This window comes from Streptomyces sp. NPDC005805 (assembly GCF_040630445.1).
Taxonomy (GTDB): Bacteria; Actinomycetota; Actinomycetes; order Streptomycetales; family Streptomycetaceae; genus Streptomyces.
Window position 1 is genome coordinate 16880 of record NZ_JBEXXN010000034.1, and the last position, 18033, is coordinate 34912.

Annotated in this window: 16 protein-coding genes and 2 tRNA genes; 14 read left to right on the plus strand and 4 right to left on the minus strand. The window is 69.9% G+C overall.

What is annotated here, in order from left to right; all coding sequences use genetic code 11:
- The first annotated feature begins 146 nt into the window (after window positions 1-146).
- Window positions 147-605, plus strand: coding sequence for an HD domain-containing protein (locus tag ABZ457_RS19500; protein WP_359158819.1), 459 nt, complete (start codon window positions 147-149; stop codon window positions 603-605).
- Window positions 606-701: 96 nt separating this feature from the next.
- Here the strand turns inward: ABZ457_RS19500 and ABZ457_RS19505 are convergent, their stop codons facing one another.
- On the minus strand, window positions 702-1901 hold the full coding sequence (locus tag ABZ457_RS19505) for an acyltransferase family protein (RefSeq protein ID WP_359158820.1): 1200 nt from the start codon (window positions 1899-1901) through the stop codon (window positions 702-704).
- Between the two features lie 431 nt (window positions 1902-2332).
- On the opposite strand from ABZ457_RS19505, the gene ABZ457_RS19510 reads away from it, so the two are divergent.
- On the plus strand, window positions 2333-2527 hold the full coding sequence (locus ABZ457_RS19510; RefSeq protein ID WP_359158821.1) for a hypothetical protein: 195 nt from the start codon (window positions 2333-2335) through the stop codon (window positions 2525-2527).
- Window positions 2528-2620: 93 nt separating this feature from the next.
- Here ABZ457_RS19510 and ABZ457_RS19515 read toward each other — a convergent pair.
- A tRNA-Gly gene (locus ABZ457_RS19515) sits at window positions 2621-2691 on the minus strand.
- 153 nt (window positions 2692-2844) lie between these two features.
- Between ABZ457_RS19515 and ABZ457_RS19520 the strand changes: the two genes are divergently transcribed.
- From ABZ457_RS19520 to clpX, 5 genes are all read left to right on the plus strand, one after another.
- A tRNA-Pro gene (locus tag ABZ457_RS19520) sits at window positions 2845-2921 on the plus strand.
- 200 nt (window positions 2922-3121) lie between these two features.
- Window positions 3122-4522 (plus strand): trigger factor, encoded by a 1401-nt coding sequence (tig, locus tag ABZ457_RS19525; protein ID WP_359158822.1) that lies wholly within the window; start codon window positions 3122-3124, stop codon window positions 4520-4522.
- A gap of 275 nt (window positions 4523-4797) precedes the next feature.
- Complete coding sequence (locus ABZ457_RS19530; RefSeq protein WP_359158861.1) at window positions 4798-5403, plus strand: ATP-dependent Clp protease proteolytic subunit; 606 nt, start codon at window positions 4798-4800, stop codon at window positions 5401-5403.
- A gap of 56 nt (window positions 5404-5459) precedes the next feature.
- On the plus strand, window positions 5460-6134 hold the full coding sequence (locus ABZ457_RS19535) for an ATP-dependent Clp protease proteolytic subunit (protein WP_359158823.1): 675 nt from the start codon (window positions 5460-5462) through the stop codon (window positions 6132-6134).
- Window positions 6135-6279: 145 nt separating this feature from the next.
- Entirely contained in the window at window positions 6280-7569 is a 1290-nt protein-coding gene (gene clpX / locus ABZ457_RS19540; protein WP_018846631.1) for an ATP-dependent Clp protease ATP-binding subunit ClpX, read from the plus strand.
- 69 nt (window positions 7570-7638) lie between these two features.
- Here the strand turns inward: clpX and ABZ457_RS19545 are convergent, their stop codons facing one another.
- Both ABZ457_RS19545 and ABZ457_RS19550 read right to left on the minus strand, forming a co-directional pair.
- Window positions 7639-8616 (minus strand): hypothetical protein, encoded by a 978-nt coding sequence (locus ABZ457_RS19545; RefSeq protein WP_359158824.1) that lies wholly within the window; start codon window positions 8614-8616, stop codon window positions 7639-7641.
- Between the two features lie 17 nt (window positions 8617-8633).
- Window positions 8634-9539: a hypothetical protein gene (locus ABZ457_RS19550; protein ID WP_359158825.1), complete on the minus strand. Its 906-nt coding sequence runs from the start codon at window positions 9537-9539 to the stop codon at window positions 8634-8636.
- Between the two features lie 137 nt (window positions 9540-9676).
- Here ABZ457_RS19550 and ABZ457_RS19555 point away from each other — a divergent pair, with 137 nt between their 5' ends.
- The 7 genes from ABZ457_RS19555 (at window position 9677) to mreD (ending at window position 18032) form a co-directional block, all read left to right on the plus strand.
- Window positions 9677-12325, plus strand: coding sequence for a valine--tRNA ligase (locus tag ABZ457_RS19555; protein WP_359158826.1), 2649 nt, complete (start codon window positions 9677-9679; stop codon window positions 12323-12325).
- Window positions 12326-12413: 88 nt separating this feature from the next.
- A complete protein-coding gene (locus tag ABZ457_RS19560) occupies window positions 12414-13913 on the plus strand; it encodes a folylpolyglutamate synthase/dihydrofolate synthase family protein (protein WP_359158827.1) in 1500 nt (499 codons plus the stop codon).
- 6 nt (window positions 13914-13919) lie between these two features.
- Window positions 13920-14273: a DUF4233 domain-containing protein gene (locus ABZ457_RS19565; RefSeq protein ID WP_359158828.1), complete on the plus strand. Its 354-nt coding sequence runs from the start codon at window positions 13920-13922 to the stop codon at window positions 14271-14273.
- A gap of 93 nt (window positions 14274-14366) precedes the next feature.
- On the plus strand, window positions 14367-14780 hold the full coding sequence (ndk, locus tag ABZ457_RS19570) for a nucleoside-diphosphate kinase (protein WP_018846637.1): 414 nt from the start codon (window positions 14367-14369) through the stop codon (window positions 14778-14780).
- Between the two features lie 292 nt (window positions 14781-15072).
- Window positions 15073-16092 carry a rod shape-determining protein gene (locus ABZ457_RS19575; protein ID WP_020610253.1) on the plus strand — a complete coding sequence of 340 codons (1020 nt, stop codon included), beginning with the start codon at window positions 15073-15075 and terminating at the stop codon, window positions 16090-16092.
- Window positions 16093-16251: 159 nt separating this feature from the next.
- The gene (gene mreC, locus ABZ457_RS19580; protein ID WP_359158829.1) at window positions 16252-17346 is read left to right on the plus strand and encodes a rod shape-determining protein MreC; all 1095 of its coding nucleotides are present in this window, start codon (window positions 16252-16254) and stop codon (window positions 17344-17346) included.
- Between the two features lie 17 nt (window positions 17347-17363).
- The gene (mreD, locus tag ABZ457_RS19585; protein ID WP_359158830.1) at window positions 17364-18032 is read left to right on the plus strand and encodes a rod shape-determining protein MreD; all 669 of its coding nucleotides are present in this window, start codon (window positions 17364-17366) and stop codon (window positions 18030-18032) included.
- Window position 18033: the final 1 nt, after the last annotated feature.

Here is an 18033-nt window from a genome sequence, read left to right on the forward strand (position 1 = left end):
TTTATATGGCAACAATGAGTGCTGACACCCATTGACGCGCTTGACACCCCACCCGCCCCGGCCTACGCGCGCGTCCGCCCCGGCCTGTGCGCGCGTCGGGGCGCGCACCCACGGGCGCGGCAGGTCAGGGGCCGTAGAGTCGGCCCATGCCGGATTATCTGAGCCTGGCCGAGATCGAGGCCATCGCCCGCGAGGCCCACGCGGGGCAGACGGACAAGTCGGGACGCCCCTACGCGGAGCACATCGCCGCCGTCGCCCACGGGGTCCGCCAACGCGGCGGGAGCGACGAGCAGATCGCGGCCGGCTGGCTGCACGACGCCGTCGAGGACGACCGGCTCAGCCGGGCCTGGCTGGACGGGGCCGCCCTGCCGCGGTCCGTCAAGGACATGGTCCTGGCGCTGACCAAGGGGGAGGGGGAGGGCCTGGAGTCCTACACCGCTCGCGTCCTCGCCACCCCCGGCGCCCTCCTGGTCAAGGAGGCGGACCTGGCCCACAACACCGACCCGCGCCGCCTCGCCGCCCTGGACGAGGCGACCCGGGCCCGGCTCACCGAGAAGTACGCCACCACCCGCCGGCTCCTCGGCCTGGACACGCCCCGGCCCTGAGCCGGCGGGCCCGGACACGGCACCGGCCCCCGTGCCGCGAGGGCGCCGGGGGCCGGAAGGGGCGCTCCGGGCGGCGGGCCGCCCGGAGCCGGCGGGCTACCGCGCCGCGCCCGCCTTCGCCGGCTCCTCCTTGCGGAAGGCCCACGCCATGTCGGGCTCCGTCACAGGCCGCATCAGCCGGCGGACCGGCGGGGTGCAGAGCAGGGTGACCACCCCGGCCATCACCAGGGTGATGGTGACCAGGCCGATCGGGCCGCTCAGCCAGTCGTTCTCCGCGAAGACGCCCAGGTAGTCGCAGGCCTTCACCACGAAGCCGTGCAGCAGGTAGCCGCAGATGGTGCCCGCGCCCAGCGCGGTCATCCAGCTCTGCCGGCTCGGCACCCAGGCCAGGAACGCGGCGGTCAGCACGGCCGCGCAGCCGAAGAAGCCGAGGACGATCAGGGCCCCGGACCACCACTCGGTGCCGATGTCCTGCACCGCGCTGGAGCGGTAGAACCAGCGCAGCGTGATGTCCGGCGCGAGCCAGTAGGCGAAGAGCGCGGTGCCCGCCAGCAGCGGCAGGGTCAGCAGCTTGACCTCCCGGCGGCGCAGCATCCGGAAGTGCTCGGGCTTCATGCACAGGCCGAGCACGAAGAACGGCAGGAACTGGAGCACCCGCTGGAGGTTGAGGTCCGCGCCGATCCCGGGTGTCAGGGCCGCCGCGACGGCGATGGCGAGGGCGATGGGCAGCGGCCACTTCACCACGCGCCACAGCGGGGTGGTGAGCCGCCAGATGAACAGGGCCGCAAGGAACCAGGTCAGGTAGTACGGGTCGAGCAGGGTGATCTTCTGACCGGAGTCCCCGCCCGCGTACTTGGCGAAGAGGGAGTACGCGACCTCGAAGACCACGTACGGCAGGGCGATGCCGGTCAGCAGCCGCCGGATCTGGTGCGGCTTGCCCTGGTAGCTGCGCGAGAAGTAGCCGGAGATCAGGATGAACGCCGGCATGTGGAAGGTGTAGATGATCATGTACAGCGCACGGGCGGCCCGGCTGCCGTCCATGACCGGCTCCCAGGCGTGCGCGACGGCCACGAGCACGATCGCCAGGTACTTCGCGTTGTCGAAGTAGGGATCGCGGCCGGCGGGCTTCGTCGATCCGGCGGGGGCCGGCGGGGCGGACGTCCGCCCGGTCCTCCGCTCGGCCGGGGCCGTCGCGAGAGCGGTCGCGGTGTGCGTGGCTCCCGGTTCGGGGGCGGGGCCCGGCTCCTGAGCCTCCGGTGAGGGAGTCTTCTGATATCCGTGCGCAGCGTGGAACATTCAAGGCACCTTAGCCATGCTTTTTCGGTTTGGAAAATACCGGCGACACGGCGGTCATTCGAATCAGGAAACCCTACGAACTGCCCCTTTTGCACCGTTTAATACAGCTTAAACGGGGTAATTCGCCTCGCTTTTGGCGTGACGTAAATTACTCTTCGAGCGTCCTTCGAATTTCATGTGACCAACATGTGGGGGCATGGAAACGATCGGGTCGTGTTCCTTCTCGCATTTCACTCCGCCGGAGCCGTCGCTCCGCGGCTGCCCCGGATGCCGCCGCCCATGCCCGCCGAGTCTGGCGTGATCTTGCCGGCGACGATTCGTCACCCGGCAGCAGGGGCAGGGAGGTTGGTGGCACCATGGGTGCCGTCGGGGGCGCGCTGGGCCGTGTGCCCCCGGGCCGGCAAGGCGGACCGACCGAGGGTGTGATCAGTGTGGCCATTTCACTGTCCGTGGTGGTGCTGTTGTTGGTCATCCTCGTGGTGATGATCCGCAGCGGCTCCATCAAGCCGGGACCGGCCGTCGTCGCCGTCCTGTTCGGCTTCTTCCTGGCGTCGACGGGCATGGCCCCGTCGATCAACCGCTTCATGAACTCCCTGGCGGACACGATCAACCAGATAAGTTTCTGAAGGCCCCCGCGCCAACTCCCCTGCGACGGACCCCGGGAACGCCGCAGGGCCGGTCCGGCGCGTGCTGCGCCGGACCGGCCCCGGGCGGAAGAGAGCGGGCGACGGGAATCGAACCCGCGTAGCTAGTTTGGAAGACTAGGGCTCTACCATTGAGCTACGCCCGCGTGGAGAACTGCCGGTGCGGCGACCGCCCGGCACGCACAGCATCGTAGCGTCTCGCCGAGGCCCGGCGCACACCCCGCCCCGGCCTCCGCGAAATCGCGCCGAAATCACGCCTGACCGGGGCCTCGCGGCATGTACCCTACGGTTCGCACCGACGGGGTGTGGCGCAGCTTGGTAGCGCGTCCGCTTTGGGAGCGGAAGGTCGTCGGTTCGAATCCGGCCACCCCGACCAGCAAGATCGCACCGCGCCGTCCGCGCGGGTCTCCGGAGCCGTGTCACGGCGGGCAAGATCGCGTTGTGAGGGTCCTCCTGCTTGCCGTTACTATGCAAGCTGCGTGCCCGTGTGTCTGATGTGCCGGGCCCGATCCGCTGAAACGCCCGTTCGGGGCGTCGGCAGAACCCCTAGATGTCAGCCACCAAGGAGACCGAACCGTGAAGAGCGCCGTGGAGACCCTGAACCCGACCCGGGTTCGGCTCACTGTCGAGGTGCCCTTCGAGGAGCTCAAGGACAGCCTCGACGCGGCGTACAAGAAGATCAACCAGCAGGTCACGGTGAAGGGCTTCCGCAAGGGCAAGATCCCTGCCCGGGTCATCGACCAGCGGTTCGGCCGCGGTGCTGTGCTGGAGGAGGCCGTCAACGACGCGCTTCCGAAGTTCTACACCGAGGCGGTCAACGAGGCGGAGATCAACCCGCTCGGCCAGCCCGAGGTGGACATCACGGAGCTGAAGGACGGCGAGACGCTGAACTTCACCGCCGAGGTCGACGTCCGCCCCGCCATCGAGATCCCGGACTACTCCGGCATCGAGGTCACCGTCGACGCCGTCGAGGTCACCGACGAGGACGTCGAGAAGTCCGTCGAGCAGCTCCGTGAGCGCTTCGCCTCGACGAACCCGGTCGAGCGCGCCGCCGCCGACGGCGACGTCGTCACCATCGACCTGGAGGCCAAGGTCGACGGCGAGGTGCTGCCCGACGGCGTCGCCAACGGCGTCTCCTACACGATCGGTTCGGGCGAGCTGCTCGACGGCGTCGACGAGGCCGTGACCGGCCTGGAGGCCGGCGGCGAGGCCACCTTCACCTCGCAGCTCAAGGGCGGTTCCGCCGAGGGCAAGGACGCCGAGGTCACCGTCAAGGTCACCGCCGTCGCCGCCCGCGAGCTCCCCGAGCTGGACGACGACTTCGCCCAGCTCGCCTCCGAGTTCGACACCCTTGAGGAGCTGAAGGCCGACAGCCGCAAGCGACTTGAGAACATGAAGCAGTACGACCAGGCCACCCAGGCCCAGGAGCGCGTCCTCGACGAGCTGCTGAAGCTGGCGGAGGTCCCGATCCCCGAGAAGCTCCTCGAGGACGAGATCAACACCCGCAAGCACAACCTGGAGCACCACCAGCTCGGCCAGATGGGCCTGGACCTCGCCAAGTACCTGGAGATCCAGGGCAAGACGGCCGAGGAGTTCGACGAGGAGACCCGCGAGCAGGCGGTCAAGGGCATCAAGACCCAGTTCATCCTGGACGAGCTGGTCAACAAGGAGAAGCTGAACGTCAACCAGGAGGAGCTCACCGAGCACCTCATGCGCCGTGCGGCCTCCTCCGGCATGAGCCCCGACCAGTTCGCCCAGGCCGTCGTCGAGGGCGGCCAGGTGCCGATGCTCGTCGGCGAGGTCGCCCGCGGCAAGGCGCTGGCCGTGGTCGTCGAGGCCGCCAAGGTCACCGACACCAACGGCGAGACCGTCGACCTGGACGACGACGAGGACGAGACCGCGCCGGCCGAGGCCGCCGAGGCGTCCGCCGACGCCGACGAGGCCGCCGAGGCCGCCGAGAAGAAGAACGAGGGCTGAGTCCCCGCTCCCGCAGCCGTGGACGGGCTCCGGACGCCGAAGGGCGCCCGGAGCCCGTCTCCGTAGGGGCGTCGGGCCCGCGGAGGCCGCGACGACCGCCCGGGGGCCGGGACCTTGCGCTCCGAGCGAACAGTTCGGGAACCGGGATGGCTCTGTCCGACCTGCGCGTTAGGGTCCATGAATACGAGGGCAGGCAAGTCCCCGCCCCCCGGTACGAAGACGCTGAGACGGCCGGAAGCCGTCAGAGACGAGCAGGTGGATACGTGACGAATCTGATGCCTTACGTCGCCGGTGAGCCGTCCATCGGCGGTGGCCTCGGCGACCAGGTCTACAGCCGGCTGCTCGGCGAGCGCATCATCTTCCTCGGCCAGCAGGTCGACGACGACATCGCCAACAAGATCACGGCGCAGATGCTGCTCCTTGCCGCCGACCCGGACAAGGACATCTTCCTCTACATCAACAGCCCCGGCGGTTCGGTGACGGCCGGCATGGCGGTCTACGACACCATGCAGTACATCCCGAACGACGTGGTCACCATCGGTATGGGCATGGCGGCCTCGATGGGCCAGTTCCTGCTGACCGGCGGCGCCGCGGGCAAGCGCTTCGCCCTGCCGAACACCGACATCCTCATGCACCAGGGCTCCGCCGGGCTCGGCGGTACCGCCTCGGACATCAAGATCCAGGCCGAGTACCTGCTCCGGACGAAGAAGCGCATGGCCGAGATCACCGCCCAGCACTCCGGCCAGACCGTCGAGGCGATCATCCGCGACGGCGACCGCGACCGCTGGTTCACCGCGGAGGAGGCCAAGGAGTACGGCCTCATCGACGAGATCATCTCCGCCGCTTCGGGCGTGCCCGGCGGCGGCGGCACCGGCGCCTGAGCCAGGTCCGCCGCGTCCGCACCCCGCACCGCCCGAGCCCGCAGAACGCCACCAGGATGGTGAACACCCATATGAGCAACTTCTCCGCGAGCGGTCTCTACACCGGTCCGCAGCTCGACAACCGCTACGTCGTCCCGCGCTTCGTGGAGCGCACCTCGCAGGGCGTGCGCGAGTACGACCCGTACGCGAAGCTCTTCGAGGAGCGCGTGATCTTCCTCGGCGTGCAGATCGACGACGCCTCCGCCAACGACGTCATGGCGCAGCTGCTGTGCCTGGAGTCGATGGACCCGGACCGCGACATCTCGATCTACATCAACAGCCCCGGCGGCTCGTTCACCGCGCTGACCGCCATCTACGACACGATGCAGTTCGTGAAGCCGGACATCCAGACGGTCTGCATGGGCCAGGCCGCCTCCGCCGCCGCCGTCCTGCTGGCCGCCGGCACCCCGGGCAAGCGCATGGCCCTGCCGCACGCGCGCGTCCTGATCCACCAGCCGTCCTCGCAGACCGGCCGTGAGCAGCTCTCCGACCTGGAGATCGCCGCCAACGAAATCCTGCGCATGCGCGAGCAGCTGGAGGAGATGCTGGCCAAGCACTCCACCACGCCGATCGAGAAGGTCCGCGACGACATCGAGCGCGACAAGATCCTCACGGCCGAGGACGCCCTCGCGTACGGCCTGGTCGACCAGATCGTGTCGACGCGCAAGAGCACGGCCGCAGCGGCCGCCTGACGCGTTCCGGCGCCCTTGGCACGGTCCACGGTCATGTGAACCGTGCCAAGGGGGGCCCGAACGGGGGGCCAGGCAAGGTACCGTCGGATATGAGGCACCAGGAGCGGCTGAACCAAGCCGCTCCCAGGCGAAGGGGAAGCACCTCGTGGCACGCATCGGTGATGGCGGCGACCTGCTCAAGTGCTCGTTCTGCGGAAAGAGCCAGAAGCAGGTGAAGAAGCTCATCGCAGGCCCCGGGGTCTACATCTGCGACGAGTGCATCGACCTCTGCAACGAGATCATCGAGGAAGAGCTCGCGGAGACCTCCGAGGTGCGGTGGGAGGAACTCCCCAAGCCCCGTGAGATCTACGAGTTCCTGGAGAGCTACGTCGTCGGCCAGGAGCCGGCGAAGAAGGCCCTCTCGGTGGCGGTCTACAACCACTACAAGCGCGTCCAGGCCGGCGAGAACGGCGGCGGCCAGGGCCGCGAGGACGCGATCGAGCTCGCGAAGTCCAACATCCTGCTGCTGGGCCCCACGGGCTCCGGCAAGACCCTGCTCGCGCAGACCCTCGCCCGGATGCTGAACGTCCCCTTCGCCATCGCCGACGCGACGGCGCTCACGGAGGCGGGCTACGTCGGCGAGGACGTCGAGAACATCCTGCTGAAGCTGATCCAGGCGGCCGACTACGACGTCAAGAAGGCCGAGACCGGGATCATCTACATCGACGAGATCGACAAGGTCGCGCGCAAGAGCGAGAACCCGTCGATCACCCGGGACGTCTCGGGCGAGGGTGTCCAGCAGGCCCTGCTGAAGATCCTGGAGGGCACCACCGCCTCCGTGCCCCCGCAGGGCGGACGCAAGCACCCGCACCAGGAGTTCATCCAGATCGACACGACGAACGTGCTGTTCATCGTGGGCGGCGCCTTCGCCGGTCTGGAGAAGATCATCGAGTCCCGCGCGGGTGCCAAGGGCATCGGCTTCGGCGCGACGATCCGCTCCAAGCGCGAGATCGAGGCGAGCGACCAGTTCCAGGAGGTCATGCCGGAGGACCTGGTCAAGTTCGGCATGATCCCCGAGTTCATCGGCCGCCTCCCGGTGATCACCTCGGTCCACAACCTGGACCGCGAGGCCCTCCTCAAGATCCTGGTCGAGCCGCGCAACGCGCTGGTGAAGCAGTACCAGCGCCTCTTCGAACTCGACGGCGTGGAGCTGGACTTCGACCGCCCGGCCCTGGAGGCCATCGCCGACCAGGCCATCCTCCGCGGCACCGGCGCCCGCGGCCTCCGCGCGATCATGGAGGAGGTGCTGATGTCGGTGATGTACGAGGTCCCCTCCCGCAAGGACGTGGCCCGCGTGGTCATCACGGAGGACGTCGTCCACAACAACGTCAACCCGACCCTGGTCCCGCGCATCGTCAAGGACGAGGGCAACGGCCGCCACGAGAAGAGCGCGTAAGCACGCACGACGAAGGGGCGCCCCGGACGACACTCGCCGGCCGGGGCGCCCCCTTGTGTCCCGCTGTCGTCAGACCTTGCTGCGCGAGGCCTTGTAGTGCTTCGCGGTCAGCTCCGCGACCTCGTCCAGCGTGTAGCTCTTGCCGCTTCCGGTCAGGACCGCGCCCAGCTCCATGGCGTTGACCACGCCGACGGTGCTGTAGTCCGCCCAGATGCAGGCGGGGACCTCGAACTCCTTCGGGCCCTTCGCCATGGTGCCGTCGCCCTCGGGGTTGAGGAACTTGATGCTCTGGCACTTCATCAGGGCGCCCTCGAAGCCGGCGGGGGTCTTCTCGACCGGGTCCCCGATAGGCTGCATCTTCACGTCCTTGCCGAGAGTGGCGCTCTGGTCCTTCTCGTAGTTCGCGAAGCCGGTGTCGATGGCCTTCTCCGGGTCGGCGACCTCGCCCCACATGCCGTTGAGGCTCAGGTTCTTCGCCTGGAGCGGGTTGTTCTCGTCGCCCGCCGCGTAGGAGGCCTGGACCATGTGCGGGTCCTTGATCCCCATGGCGTCGGCGCTCGCCTTGGCCTTGGTGTCCATCGGTGGGTTCTTGTCGGTGCCCAGCTTGGTGAAGTCGTCGATCGACGCCGCCGGGGTCACCTTGTAGCCCTTGGTGTCGTCCGCGACCGCCGCGTTGCCGCTGCCGCCACCGCCGAAGAGGAAGTACGCGCCGACGCCGAGCGCCGCCACGACGGCCACCGCGCCGAGGATCAGGCCGGTCTTCTTGCCGCCACCGCCGCTGGGCGGTGGGGGCGGGGCCGGGTAGCCGCCCGGGTACTGGGGCTGCTGGCCGTACGGGCCCGGCGCCTGGGGCTGGCCGTAGGGCGGGGTGCCCGGCGCGCCCTGCTGCGGGTAGCCGTATCCGGGCTGCGGCGGGACGCCCTGCGGGGCCTGCTGCGGGTAGCCGTATCCGGGCCCCGGCGGTCCGGGCGGCTGCTGGCCGTAGGGGCCCGGCTGGTTGTACGGGCCGGGCTGCTGGCCGTAGGGCCCCGGCTGGTTGTGACTCATTCACGGTCTCCTTGGGGCTACTTGACTTCGACGCGCACGTCGTCGCGCACCTTGGCGCTCGTTCCCGCGGCGGTCTCCAGCGGAATGGCCTTGCCACTCAGCATCAGCGACGCGTCCGACTGCATCACGTACGCGAGGGTGCTGTGGTCGCCCCACACGCACAGCGGCATCGTGAAGGAGGAGGGCAGCCCGGAGCCGGAACCACCCGCCCCGGTGCTGAACTCGGCTTCCTGGCACTTCATCACGGCGTTGTCGAGGCCCTCGGGCGTGTACTCCTTGGGGCTGCCGACGAGGGTGATGTCCTGGTCCTTCTCCTCGGCCGAGGAGCGCTTCAGCTCGGCGAAGAGCGCGTCGACGACCTTCTCCGGGTCGGCGATCTCGCCGTGGACGCCGTTGAACATGAGCTTCTTCTCGCTCAACCCGCTGCCGGTCTTGTACTCGCCGCTGACGTTGACGGGGTTCTTCACACCCCACTTGGCGGCGTCCTTGACCTCCTCGGCATTGGTCGGGGAGGACGCGCCGGACTCCTTCTTGTACTCCGTCGCCACCGTCTCCGGCGTCGTCAGCTCGTACCGCTTGCCGTCGTCCGCGACCGAGCCGCCGCCCTCACCCCCGCCCACGAGGAAGTACACCCCGCCGGCGACGACGGCGAGCGCGACCACGGCGGCGGCCACGATCAGCCCCGTCTTCTTCTTCGGTTGCTGCGGCGGCGGGAAGCCCTGCGGGGGCTGCTGCGGATACCCGTACGGCGGCTGCTGCGGCGGCACTCCCGGGGGACCCTGCTGCGGGTAGCCGTACCCGGGCTGCTGCGGCGGCGGGTAGCCGTACCCCGGCTGCGGCTGCTGCCCGTAGGGCCCCGGCTGCCCGTACGGACCGGACCCCGGCGGCTGTCCGCCGTACGGGCCCGGCTGGTGGTAACTCATGACCGGCGTCCCCCTCGTGATGCTTACGCGTTCCGAACATCCTGGCGCAATGCCGTTCCCCGCGGCACGGCAGGGGTCACACCGTTACGGAAGAATCGCGTTTCAGGACGCCCCCGTGACACCTCTAAACTGACCCCGTGACCGAGAACACTCAGCAGCAGACAGCGCCCACCACCGAACTGCCGACCCAGTACGCGCCGGCCGAGGTAGAGGGGCCGCTGTACGAGCGCTGGGTGGAGCGGGGGTACTTCACCGCCGACGCCACGAGCGAGAAGCAGCCCTACACCATCGTCATCCCGCCGCCGAACGTCACCGGTGCGCTCCACCTGGGCCACGCCTTCCAGGTGACCCTGATGGACGCCCTCACCCGCCGCAAGCGCATGCAGGGCTACGAGACCCTGTGGCTGCCCGGCATGGACCACGCGGGCATCGCCACGCAGAACAAGGTCGAGCAGCAGCTCGCCGAGGAGGGCAAGTCCCGCCACGACCTGGGCCGTGAGGCGTTCACCGAGCGCGTCTGGCAGTGGAAGGACGAGTACGGCGGCCGCATCCTCGGCCAGCTCCGCCGCCTCGGCGCCGGACTCGACTGGTCGCGCGAGCGGTTCACGATGGACGAGGGCCTCTCCCGCGCGGTCCAGACGATCTTCAAGAACCTCTACGAGGACGAGCTGATCTACCGCGCCGAGCGCATCATCAACTGGTGCCCGCGCTGTCTGACCGCGATCTCCGACATCGAGGTCGAGTACCAGGAGGACCCGGGCGAGCTGGTCTCCCTGAAGTACGGCGAGGGTGAGGACACCCTCGTCGTCGCCACCACCCGCGCCGAGACGATGCTCGGTGACACCGCGGTCGCCGTCCACCCCGACGACGAGCGCTACCGGCACCTCATCGGCAAGCGGATCAAGCTCCCGCTCACCGACCGCACCATCCCGGTCGTCGCGGACACCCACGTCGACCCGGAGTTCGGCACCGGCGCCGTCAAGGTGACGCCGGCGCACGACCCGAACGACTTCGCGATCGGCCAGCGGCACGGTCTCGAATCGCTCACCATCATGGACGAGCGGGGCATCCTCACCGTCCCCGGCCCGTTCCAGGGGCTGGACCGGTACGAGGCGCGGTCCGCGGTCGTCGGCGCCCTCAAGGAGCAGGGGCGCATCGTCGCCGAGAAGCGGCCGTACATGCACTCGGTCGGCCACTGCTCGCGCTGCAGGACGACGGTCGAGCCGCGGCTGTCCATGCAGTGGTGGGTCAAGGTCGGACCGCTGGCGAAGGCCGCGGGCGACGCCGTCCGTGACGGCCGGGTCGGCATCCACCCCGAGGACATGTCGAAGCGCTACTTCGACTGGGTCGACAACATGCACGACTGGTGCATCTCGCGCCAGCTCTGGTGGGGTCACCGCATCCCGATCTGGTACGGCCCCGACGGCGAGGTCGTCTGCGTCGGCCCCGACGACGAGATTCCGGCCGGCGAGGGCTGGCACCAGGACCCGGACGTCCTGGACACCTGGTTCTCGTCCGGGCTGTGGCCGTTCTCCACCCTCGGCTGGCCCGAGAAGACGGACGACCTCGCGAAGTTCTATCCGACCGACGTCCTGCTCACCGGCCACGACATCATCTTCTTCTGGGTCGCCCGGATGATGATGTTCGGTCTGTACGCGATGGACGGCGAGGTCCCGTTCCGGACCATCGCCCTCACCGGTCTCGTTCGCGACGAGTTCGGCAAGAAGATGTCCAAGTCCAACCCGAACGCGGTCGACCCGCTGACGTGGATGGACGCCTACGGCTCGGACGCGGTCCGCTTCACGCTCGCCAACGGCGCCAACCCGGGCGCGGACGTGCCGATCGGTGAGGACTGGGTCAAGGCGTCCCGCAACTTCGCCAACAAGATCTGGAACGCCACCCGCTTCGCCCTGATGAACGGCGCCACGATCGAGGGCGAGCTGCCCTCGGTCGAGGAGATGTCGGCGACGGACCGCTGGATCCTGTCCCGGCTCAACACGACGGTGGCGGCCGTCGACGCGTACTACGACGACTACCAGTTCGCGAAGCTGAGCGACGGGCTCTACCACTTCGCCTGGGACGAGGTCTTCGACTGGTACGTCGAGCTGTCCAAGACCACCTTCTTCGCCGGCGGCGAGCCCGCCAAGGTGTCCGGCCGGGTCCTCGGCGAGGTCCTGGACGTGATGCTGCGGCTGCTGCACCCGGTCGTCCCCTTCGTCACCGACACCCTGTGGACCACCCTCACCGGCGGGGAGTCCCTCGTCGTCGCGGACTGGCCCAAGGCTGTGTTCGTTCCTGGGGCTGACGCCCCGGGCGGCTTCCGGGACGAGGCCGCCGAGCGGGAGATCGAGCTGGTCCAGCAGGTCGTCACCGAGGTCCGCCGCTTCCGCAGCGACCAGGGGCTCCAGCCGGGGCAGAAGGTTCCGGCCCGGCTCACCCTGGACGGCACCGCGCTGGCGCCGCACGAGGCCGCCATCCGGCAGCTGCTGCGCCTCCAGCCGGAGGGCGAGGGCTTCCACGCCACCGCCTCCCTGCCGGTCGCGGGTGCCACGGTCGCGCTCGACCTCTCGGGCACGATCGACGTCGAGGCCGAACGCAAGCGCCTGACGAAGGACCTGGGCGCGGCCGAGAAGGAGGTCGCCCAGGCGAACGCCAAGCTCGGCAACGAGGCGTTCCTCGCCAAGGCCCCCGACCAGGTCGTGGAGAAGATCCGCACCCGCCTGGCCAAGGCCGAGGCCGAGATCGCGCGGATCACCGGCCAGCTCGCGGGCCTGCCCCAGGGCTGAGGCACGGCACGGACAGCACGGGCGAGGCCCCGGGGACACCCCGGGGCCTCGCCCCTTCCCGCCCGCCGCCCTCCGTAGACTGGTCCCCGTGAGTGAGCACCCCGACGAGGCCGACGCCTTCGACGAGATCGTCGACGCCGAGACAGACCGCGACCCCGACCTGGCGGTGATCGAGGCCGGCAGCCGCACCCTGCGCACCCGGTCCGGCACCCCCCAGGCCGACCAGGTGCCCGCCAGGCCCGCCGACCCCGAGGTCGACAAGGCGCTGCGCGAGGTCGAGGCGGACCTGGCCACGCGCTGGGGCGAGACCAAGCTGGAGCCGTCCGTCGCCCGGATCTCCGCGCTGATGGACGTGCTCGGCGAGCCCCAGCGGGCGTACCCGTCGATCCACATCACCGGGACCAACGGCAAGACGTCCACGGCCCGCATGATCGAGGCGCTGCTCGCCGCGTTCGAGCTGCGCACCGGGCGGTACACCTCGCCGCACGTCCAGTCGATCACCGAGCGGATCAGCCTGGACGGCGCGCCGGTCAGCCCCGAGCGCTTCATCGAGACCTTCCGGGACATCACCCCGTACGTCGAGATGGTGGACGCCGGCCAGGAGTACCGGCTGTCGTTCTTCGAGGTGCTGACCGGCATGGCCTACGCGGCCTTCGCCGACGCCCCGGTGGACGTGGCGGTGGTCGAGGTCGGCATGGGCGGGTCCTGGGACGCGACCAACGTGATCGACGGCTCGGTCGCCGTCGTCACCCCGATCGACCTGGACCACACCGACCGCCTCGGCGCCACACCCGCGGACATCGCCGCCGAGAAGGCGGGGATCATCAAGCCGGGCGCGACGGTGGTGCTGGCCCAGCAGCCGGTGGACGCCGCCCAGGTGATGCTGAAGAAGGCCGTCGAGGCGGACGCGACCGTCGCGCGCGAGGGCATGGAGTTCGGCATCGTCTCCCGCGAGGTGGCGGTCGGCGGGCAGCTGCTGACCCTGCGCGGTCTGGGCGGCGAGTACGACCAGATCTTCCTGCCGCTGTACGGCGCGCACCAGGCGCACAACGCGGCGGTAGCCCTCGCGGCCGTGGAGGCGTTCTTCGGCGTCGGGGCCGGCCAGGCGCGGACGCTGGACGTGGGCACCGTGCGCGCGGCCTTCGCCTCGGTCGTCTCCCCGGGCCGGCTGGAGGTCGTGCGCCGCAGCCCCACCGTGGTACTGGACGCGGCCCACAACCCGGCGGGCGCGCGGGCGGCGGCCGAGGGCGTCACCGAGTCCTTCGGCTTCTCCCGGCTGATCGGCGTGGTCGGCACCAGCGCCGACAAGGACGTGAAGGGCCTGCTGGAGGCGTTCGAGCCGATCTTCGCGGAGATCGTGGTCACGCGGAACTCCAGCCACCGGGCGATGGACGCGGACGAGCTGGCGGCCCTGGCCGTGGAGGTCTTCGGCGACGACCGGGTGGTCGTGGAGCCCCGGCTGGACGACGCCCTGGAGGCGGCGATCACGCTGGCGGAGGAGGAGTCGGAGTACGCCGGGGCGGGTGTCCTGGTGACCGGCTCGGTGATCACGGTCGGCGAGGCCCGGCTGCTTCTGGGAAGGGCCTGAGCTGCCGTGCGTACCCTGTGTGCCTCCACCCTGATCGGCGAGTTCTTCGTGATCGGCTTCGCCGGACTGGTGGCCATGAAGGCGGACGGCGCCTCCATGACGGCCGTCTGGACGGTCTGCGGGATCGCCATGCTGCTCTCGGTCCTGCTGTGCGGGATGATCACCCGCCCGGGCGGGGTCCAGCTCGGCTGGGCGCTGCAGATCGCGCTGATCGCGGGCGGTTTCGTGGTCCCCGCGATGTTCTTCCTGGGCGTGGTGTTCGCGGGGCTCTGGTGGGCCTCGGTCCACTACGGCCGCAAGATCGACGAGGCGAAGGCCCGCTGGGCCGCCGAGGCCACCGCTGGGCCTGACGCTGCGTAACGGGCGCCGTCCGCGCACGGTAGCCTCAGGGATGCCCGCCGTCCGGAACACGGACGGCGGGCCCCCGCACCCGCACATGAAGGAGCCCGCACCGTGAGCCAGCGCACGCTCGTCCTGCTCAAGCCCGACGCCGTACGCCGGGGCCTGATCGGGGAGATCATCGGCCGTATCGAGGCCAAGGCCGGCTGGACCATCAGCGCGCTGGAGCTGCGCACCCTCGACCAGGACACCCTGGAGCAGCACTACGGCGAGCACAAGGGCCGCCCCTTCTACGAGCCGCTGATCGCGTTCATGTCCTCCGGTCCGGTCGTCGCGCTGGTCGTCGAGGGCGAGCGGGTCATCGAGGGCGTCCGCCAGTTGGCGGGTCCGACCGACCCGATCGCGGCGGCCCCCGGGTCCATTCGTGGCGACTTCGGCACGATCGTCCGGGAGAATCTGATTCACGCCTCGGACTCCGAGAAGTCCGCCATTCGGGAACTGGAGCTGTTCTTCCCGGAACTCCGATAGCGGGGCCTACGCCTGGGATTCGCTGTGATCCGCTGACAAAGCATCAGCCATACAGCGCTCACGACCTGGGGCGACCGAAGGAATTTCGGTCGCCCTTCGGCATACGCCGAGCCATTGCGGGAACGCATCGCCCCGACGCATCGTCACCACATACAGAGGTGGACCAGCGCGCCGGATCCGCGGGGACGGCACTACGATGTAAGCCTCCACGCACATCACACCCACCTCGCCATCCTGATTAGCCATCAACGCTCGATTTGGGAAGGCCAGACGCATCCTCATGGGGAACAACATGTCGTTCATCGGCCGTGACATGGCTGTCGACCTCGGGACCGCCAACACGCTGGTGTACGTCAGAGGCCGGGGGATCGTTCTCAACGAGCCGTCCGTCGTCGCGATCAACACCAACACGGGCGGCATTCTCGCGGTCGGCGCCGAGGCGAAGAAGATGATCGGGCGCACGCCCGGGAACATCGTCGCGGTCCGTCCGCTCAAGGACGGGGTGATCGCCGACTTCGAGATCACCGAGCGAATGCTCCGCTACTTCATCCTGAAGATCCACAAGCGCCGGTACCTCGCCCGGCCGCGGGTCGTCGTCTGTGTGCCCTCGGGTATCACGGGCGTCGAGCGCCGCGCGGTCATCGAGGCGTCGACGCAGGCGGGCGCGCGCCAGGTGCACATCATCGAGGAGCCCATGGCCGCCGCCATCGGCTCCGGGCTCCCGGTCCACGAGGCCACCGGCAACATGGTCGTGGACATCGGCGGCGGCACCACCGAGGTCGCGGTGATCTCCCTCGGAGGAATCGTCACGGCGCAGTCCATCCGGGTCGCCGGCGACGAGCTGGACAACGCGATCATCCAGCACATCAAGAAGGAGTACTCCCTCCTCCTCGGTGAGCGCACCGCCGAGAGCATCAAGATCACCATCGGCTCGGCGTACGACATGGACAAGGACGAGCACACCGAGATCCGCGGGCGGGACCTGGTCTCCGGGCTGCCCAAGACCGTGGTCATCTCGGCCGCCGAGGTCCGCAAGGCCATCGAGGAGCCGGTCAACGCGATCGTCGACGCCGTGAAGACCACGCTCGACAAGTGCCCGCCGGAGCTGTCCGGCGACGTCATGGACCGCGGCATCGTCCTCACCGGCGGTGGCGCGCTGCTGCGCGGGCTGGACGAGCGCCTGCGCCGTGAGACGGGCATGCCGATCCACATCGCCGAGGACCCGCTGGACTCGGTCGCCCTCGGATCCGGCAAGTGCGTCGAGGAGTTCGAGGCGCTCCAGCAGGTACTGGACGCGCAGCCGCGCCGTTAGACGGGACGGGCGGCCCGCCCACCGGGGCCGGGCCGCCCGCTCCGCCGTACGGGGGCCGGGGGACCGCCACCCGGGGGGTCGGCCCGTCCCTCTCGCGGCCGCAGGACCGTTGCACCACCGACACCACCATTCCGACGAGGAAGGCACGGCCGCCGCACTGTGAGGGACACACGAGAGAGCCGGCTGCTCCTGGTGCTGCTGATCGCCATCGCGTTCGCTTTGATCACGGTGGACATCCGCGGCGGCGAGGAGTCACCGGTCGACGGAGCCCGCCACGCCGCGGCCACGGTGTTCGGCCCCGTCGAGAACGGCGTCGCGGCGGCGGTCGACCCGATCGGCAACGCCATCGGCGCCGTGCGCGACTCGGGTGAGCGCCACGACCGCATCAGCGAACTGGAGCGGGAGAACGCCGAGCTCAAGCAGCGCCTCGGCAGCGACGACCGCAACAGCAGCCGGCTGCGCGAGCTGGACGGCCTGATCCGCACCGCCGCCGCCGGGCAGTACGGCATCAAGGGCGCGGAGGTCATCGCCATAGGAGCGGCCCAGGGCTTCTCCTGGACCGTCACCATCGACATCGGCTCCAACGACGGCGTCGGCCGGGACATGACGGTGATCAACGGCGACGGCCTCGTCGGCCGGGTCACCACCGTCGGCCCCAACACCGCCACGGTCCTGCTCGCCAACGACCCGGACTTCACCGTCGGCACCCGGATGGAGAAGTCCAGCGAGCTGGGGTTCGCGACCGGGCAGGGCGACCGCCCGCTGATGGTCCAGCTGCTCAACGGCAAGGCCAAGGTGAAGAAGGGCGACCGGCTGGTCACCTTCGGTTCGCAGGCCAACAAGCCCTTCGTGCCCGGTGTCCCGGTCGGCGAGGTCATCCGTGTCGACCCCTCGGGCGGCGACCTGACCCGCAACGTCTACGTGCGCCCCTACGCGGGCTTCAGCAAGCTCGACATCGTCGGCGTCGTCGTCCAGGCACCGCGCAGCGACCCGCGGGACACGGTCCTGCCGCCGAAGCCCGCGAAGCCCAAGCCGACGCCCACCGTCACCGTGACCGTCACCCCCGGCGCCGACGGCACCGTGGAGGGGCAGGCCGACGGGCAGCAGCCCCAGGGACAGACCGACCCCCAGCTCCAGGGCCGCGGCGACGAGCAGACCCCGGCCCCCGGCCGGACCCCGGGCGCGGGACAGCTCCCGGACACCGGGGCGGACCCACCGGGTGACACGCTTCCCGGCGGCCAGGACGACGAGTAACAGGAGCTGATCCGTACATGCGCTTCAACCGGGTGCTGCTCTCCACGACCCTCGTCGTGGTCGCCCTCGTCGTCCAGGTCACCGTCCTCGCCCGCCTCCAGCTGCCCGGCGCGGTCCCGGACCTGCTGCTGCTGACCGTCCTCGGACTGGCCATGGTCTACGGCCATGTGGCGGGCGCCTTCATCGGCTTCGGCGCCGGACTCCTCGCCGACATCGCCCCGCCCGCCGACCACGCGGCCGGCCGCTACGCCCTGGTGCTCTGCGTCATCGGCTACCTGGCCGGGCTGGTCCGCCCCGAGGGCGGCCAGCAGATCCGCTCGGCCACCGCCCCCATGCTGGTCGTCGTCGCCGCCGCGGTCGGCTCCACCCTGCTGTACGCGGGCGTCGGCGCGCTGGTCGGCGACACCGCCGCCCGCCATGTGGGCCTGGGGAGCCTGCTGTTCACGGCCGCCGTCTACGACCTGCTGCTCGCGCCCTTCACCGTCCCGCTGATCATGTGGCTGGCCAGACGGAGCGACAACGACCCGCTCGCCGAGAACCAGAGCGGCGGCAGCGACGTCGCCTCCGGCTGGCTCTCCTCCGGCACGGGTCTGCGGATCGGCGCGCAGCGCAGCGGGCTGCGGATCAAGGCGGCGCGGACCCGGGCCTCCCGGGCGGGCCGCATCAAGGGCGTCAAGCGACTGTGAC

What these genes read in the sequence shown, in the direction of transcription:
- ABZ457_RS19530 (WP_359158861.1), top strand. Translation starts at nt 4,798, where the DNA reads ATGCCTTACGTCGCCGGTGAGCCGTCCATCGGCGGTGGCCTCGGCGAC.
- ABZ457_RS19575 (WP_020610253.1), top strand. Translation starts at nt 15,073, where the DNA reads ATGTCGTTCATCGGCCGTGACATGGCTGTCGACCTCGGGACCGCCAAC.
- ABZ457_RS19505 (WP_359158820.1), bottom strand. Translation starts at nt 1,901, where the DNA reads ATGTTCCACGCTGCGCACGGATATCAGAAGACTCCCTCACCGGAGGCT.
- ABZ457_RS19545 (WP_359158824.1), bottom strand. Translation starts at nt 8,616, where the DNA reads ATGAGTCACAACCAGCCGGGGCCCTACGGCCAGCAGCCCGGCCCGTAC.
- mreD (WP_359158830.1), top strand. Translation starts at nt 17,364, where the DNA reads ATGCGCTTCAACCGGGTGCTGCTCTCCACGACCCTCGTCGTGGTCGCC.
- ABZ457_RS19500 (WP_359158819.1), top strand. Translation starts at nt 147, where the DNA reads ATGCCGGATTATCTGAGCCTGGCCGAGATCGAGGCCATCGCCCGCGAG.
- ABZ457_RS19550 (WP_359158825.1), bottom strand. Translation starts at nt 9,539, where the DNA reads ATGAGTTACCACCAGCCGGGCCCGTACGGCGGACAGCCGCCGGGGTCC.
- ABZ457_RS19535 (WP_359158823.1), top strand. Translation starts at nt 5,460, where the DNA reads ATGGTGAACACCCATATGAGCAACTTCTCCGCGAGCGGTCTCTACACC.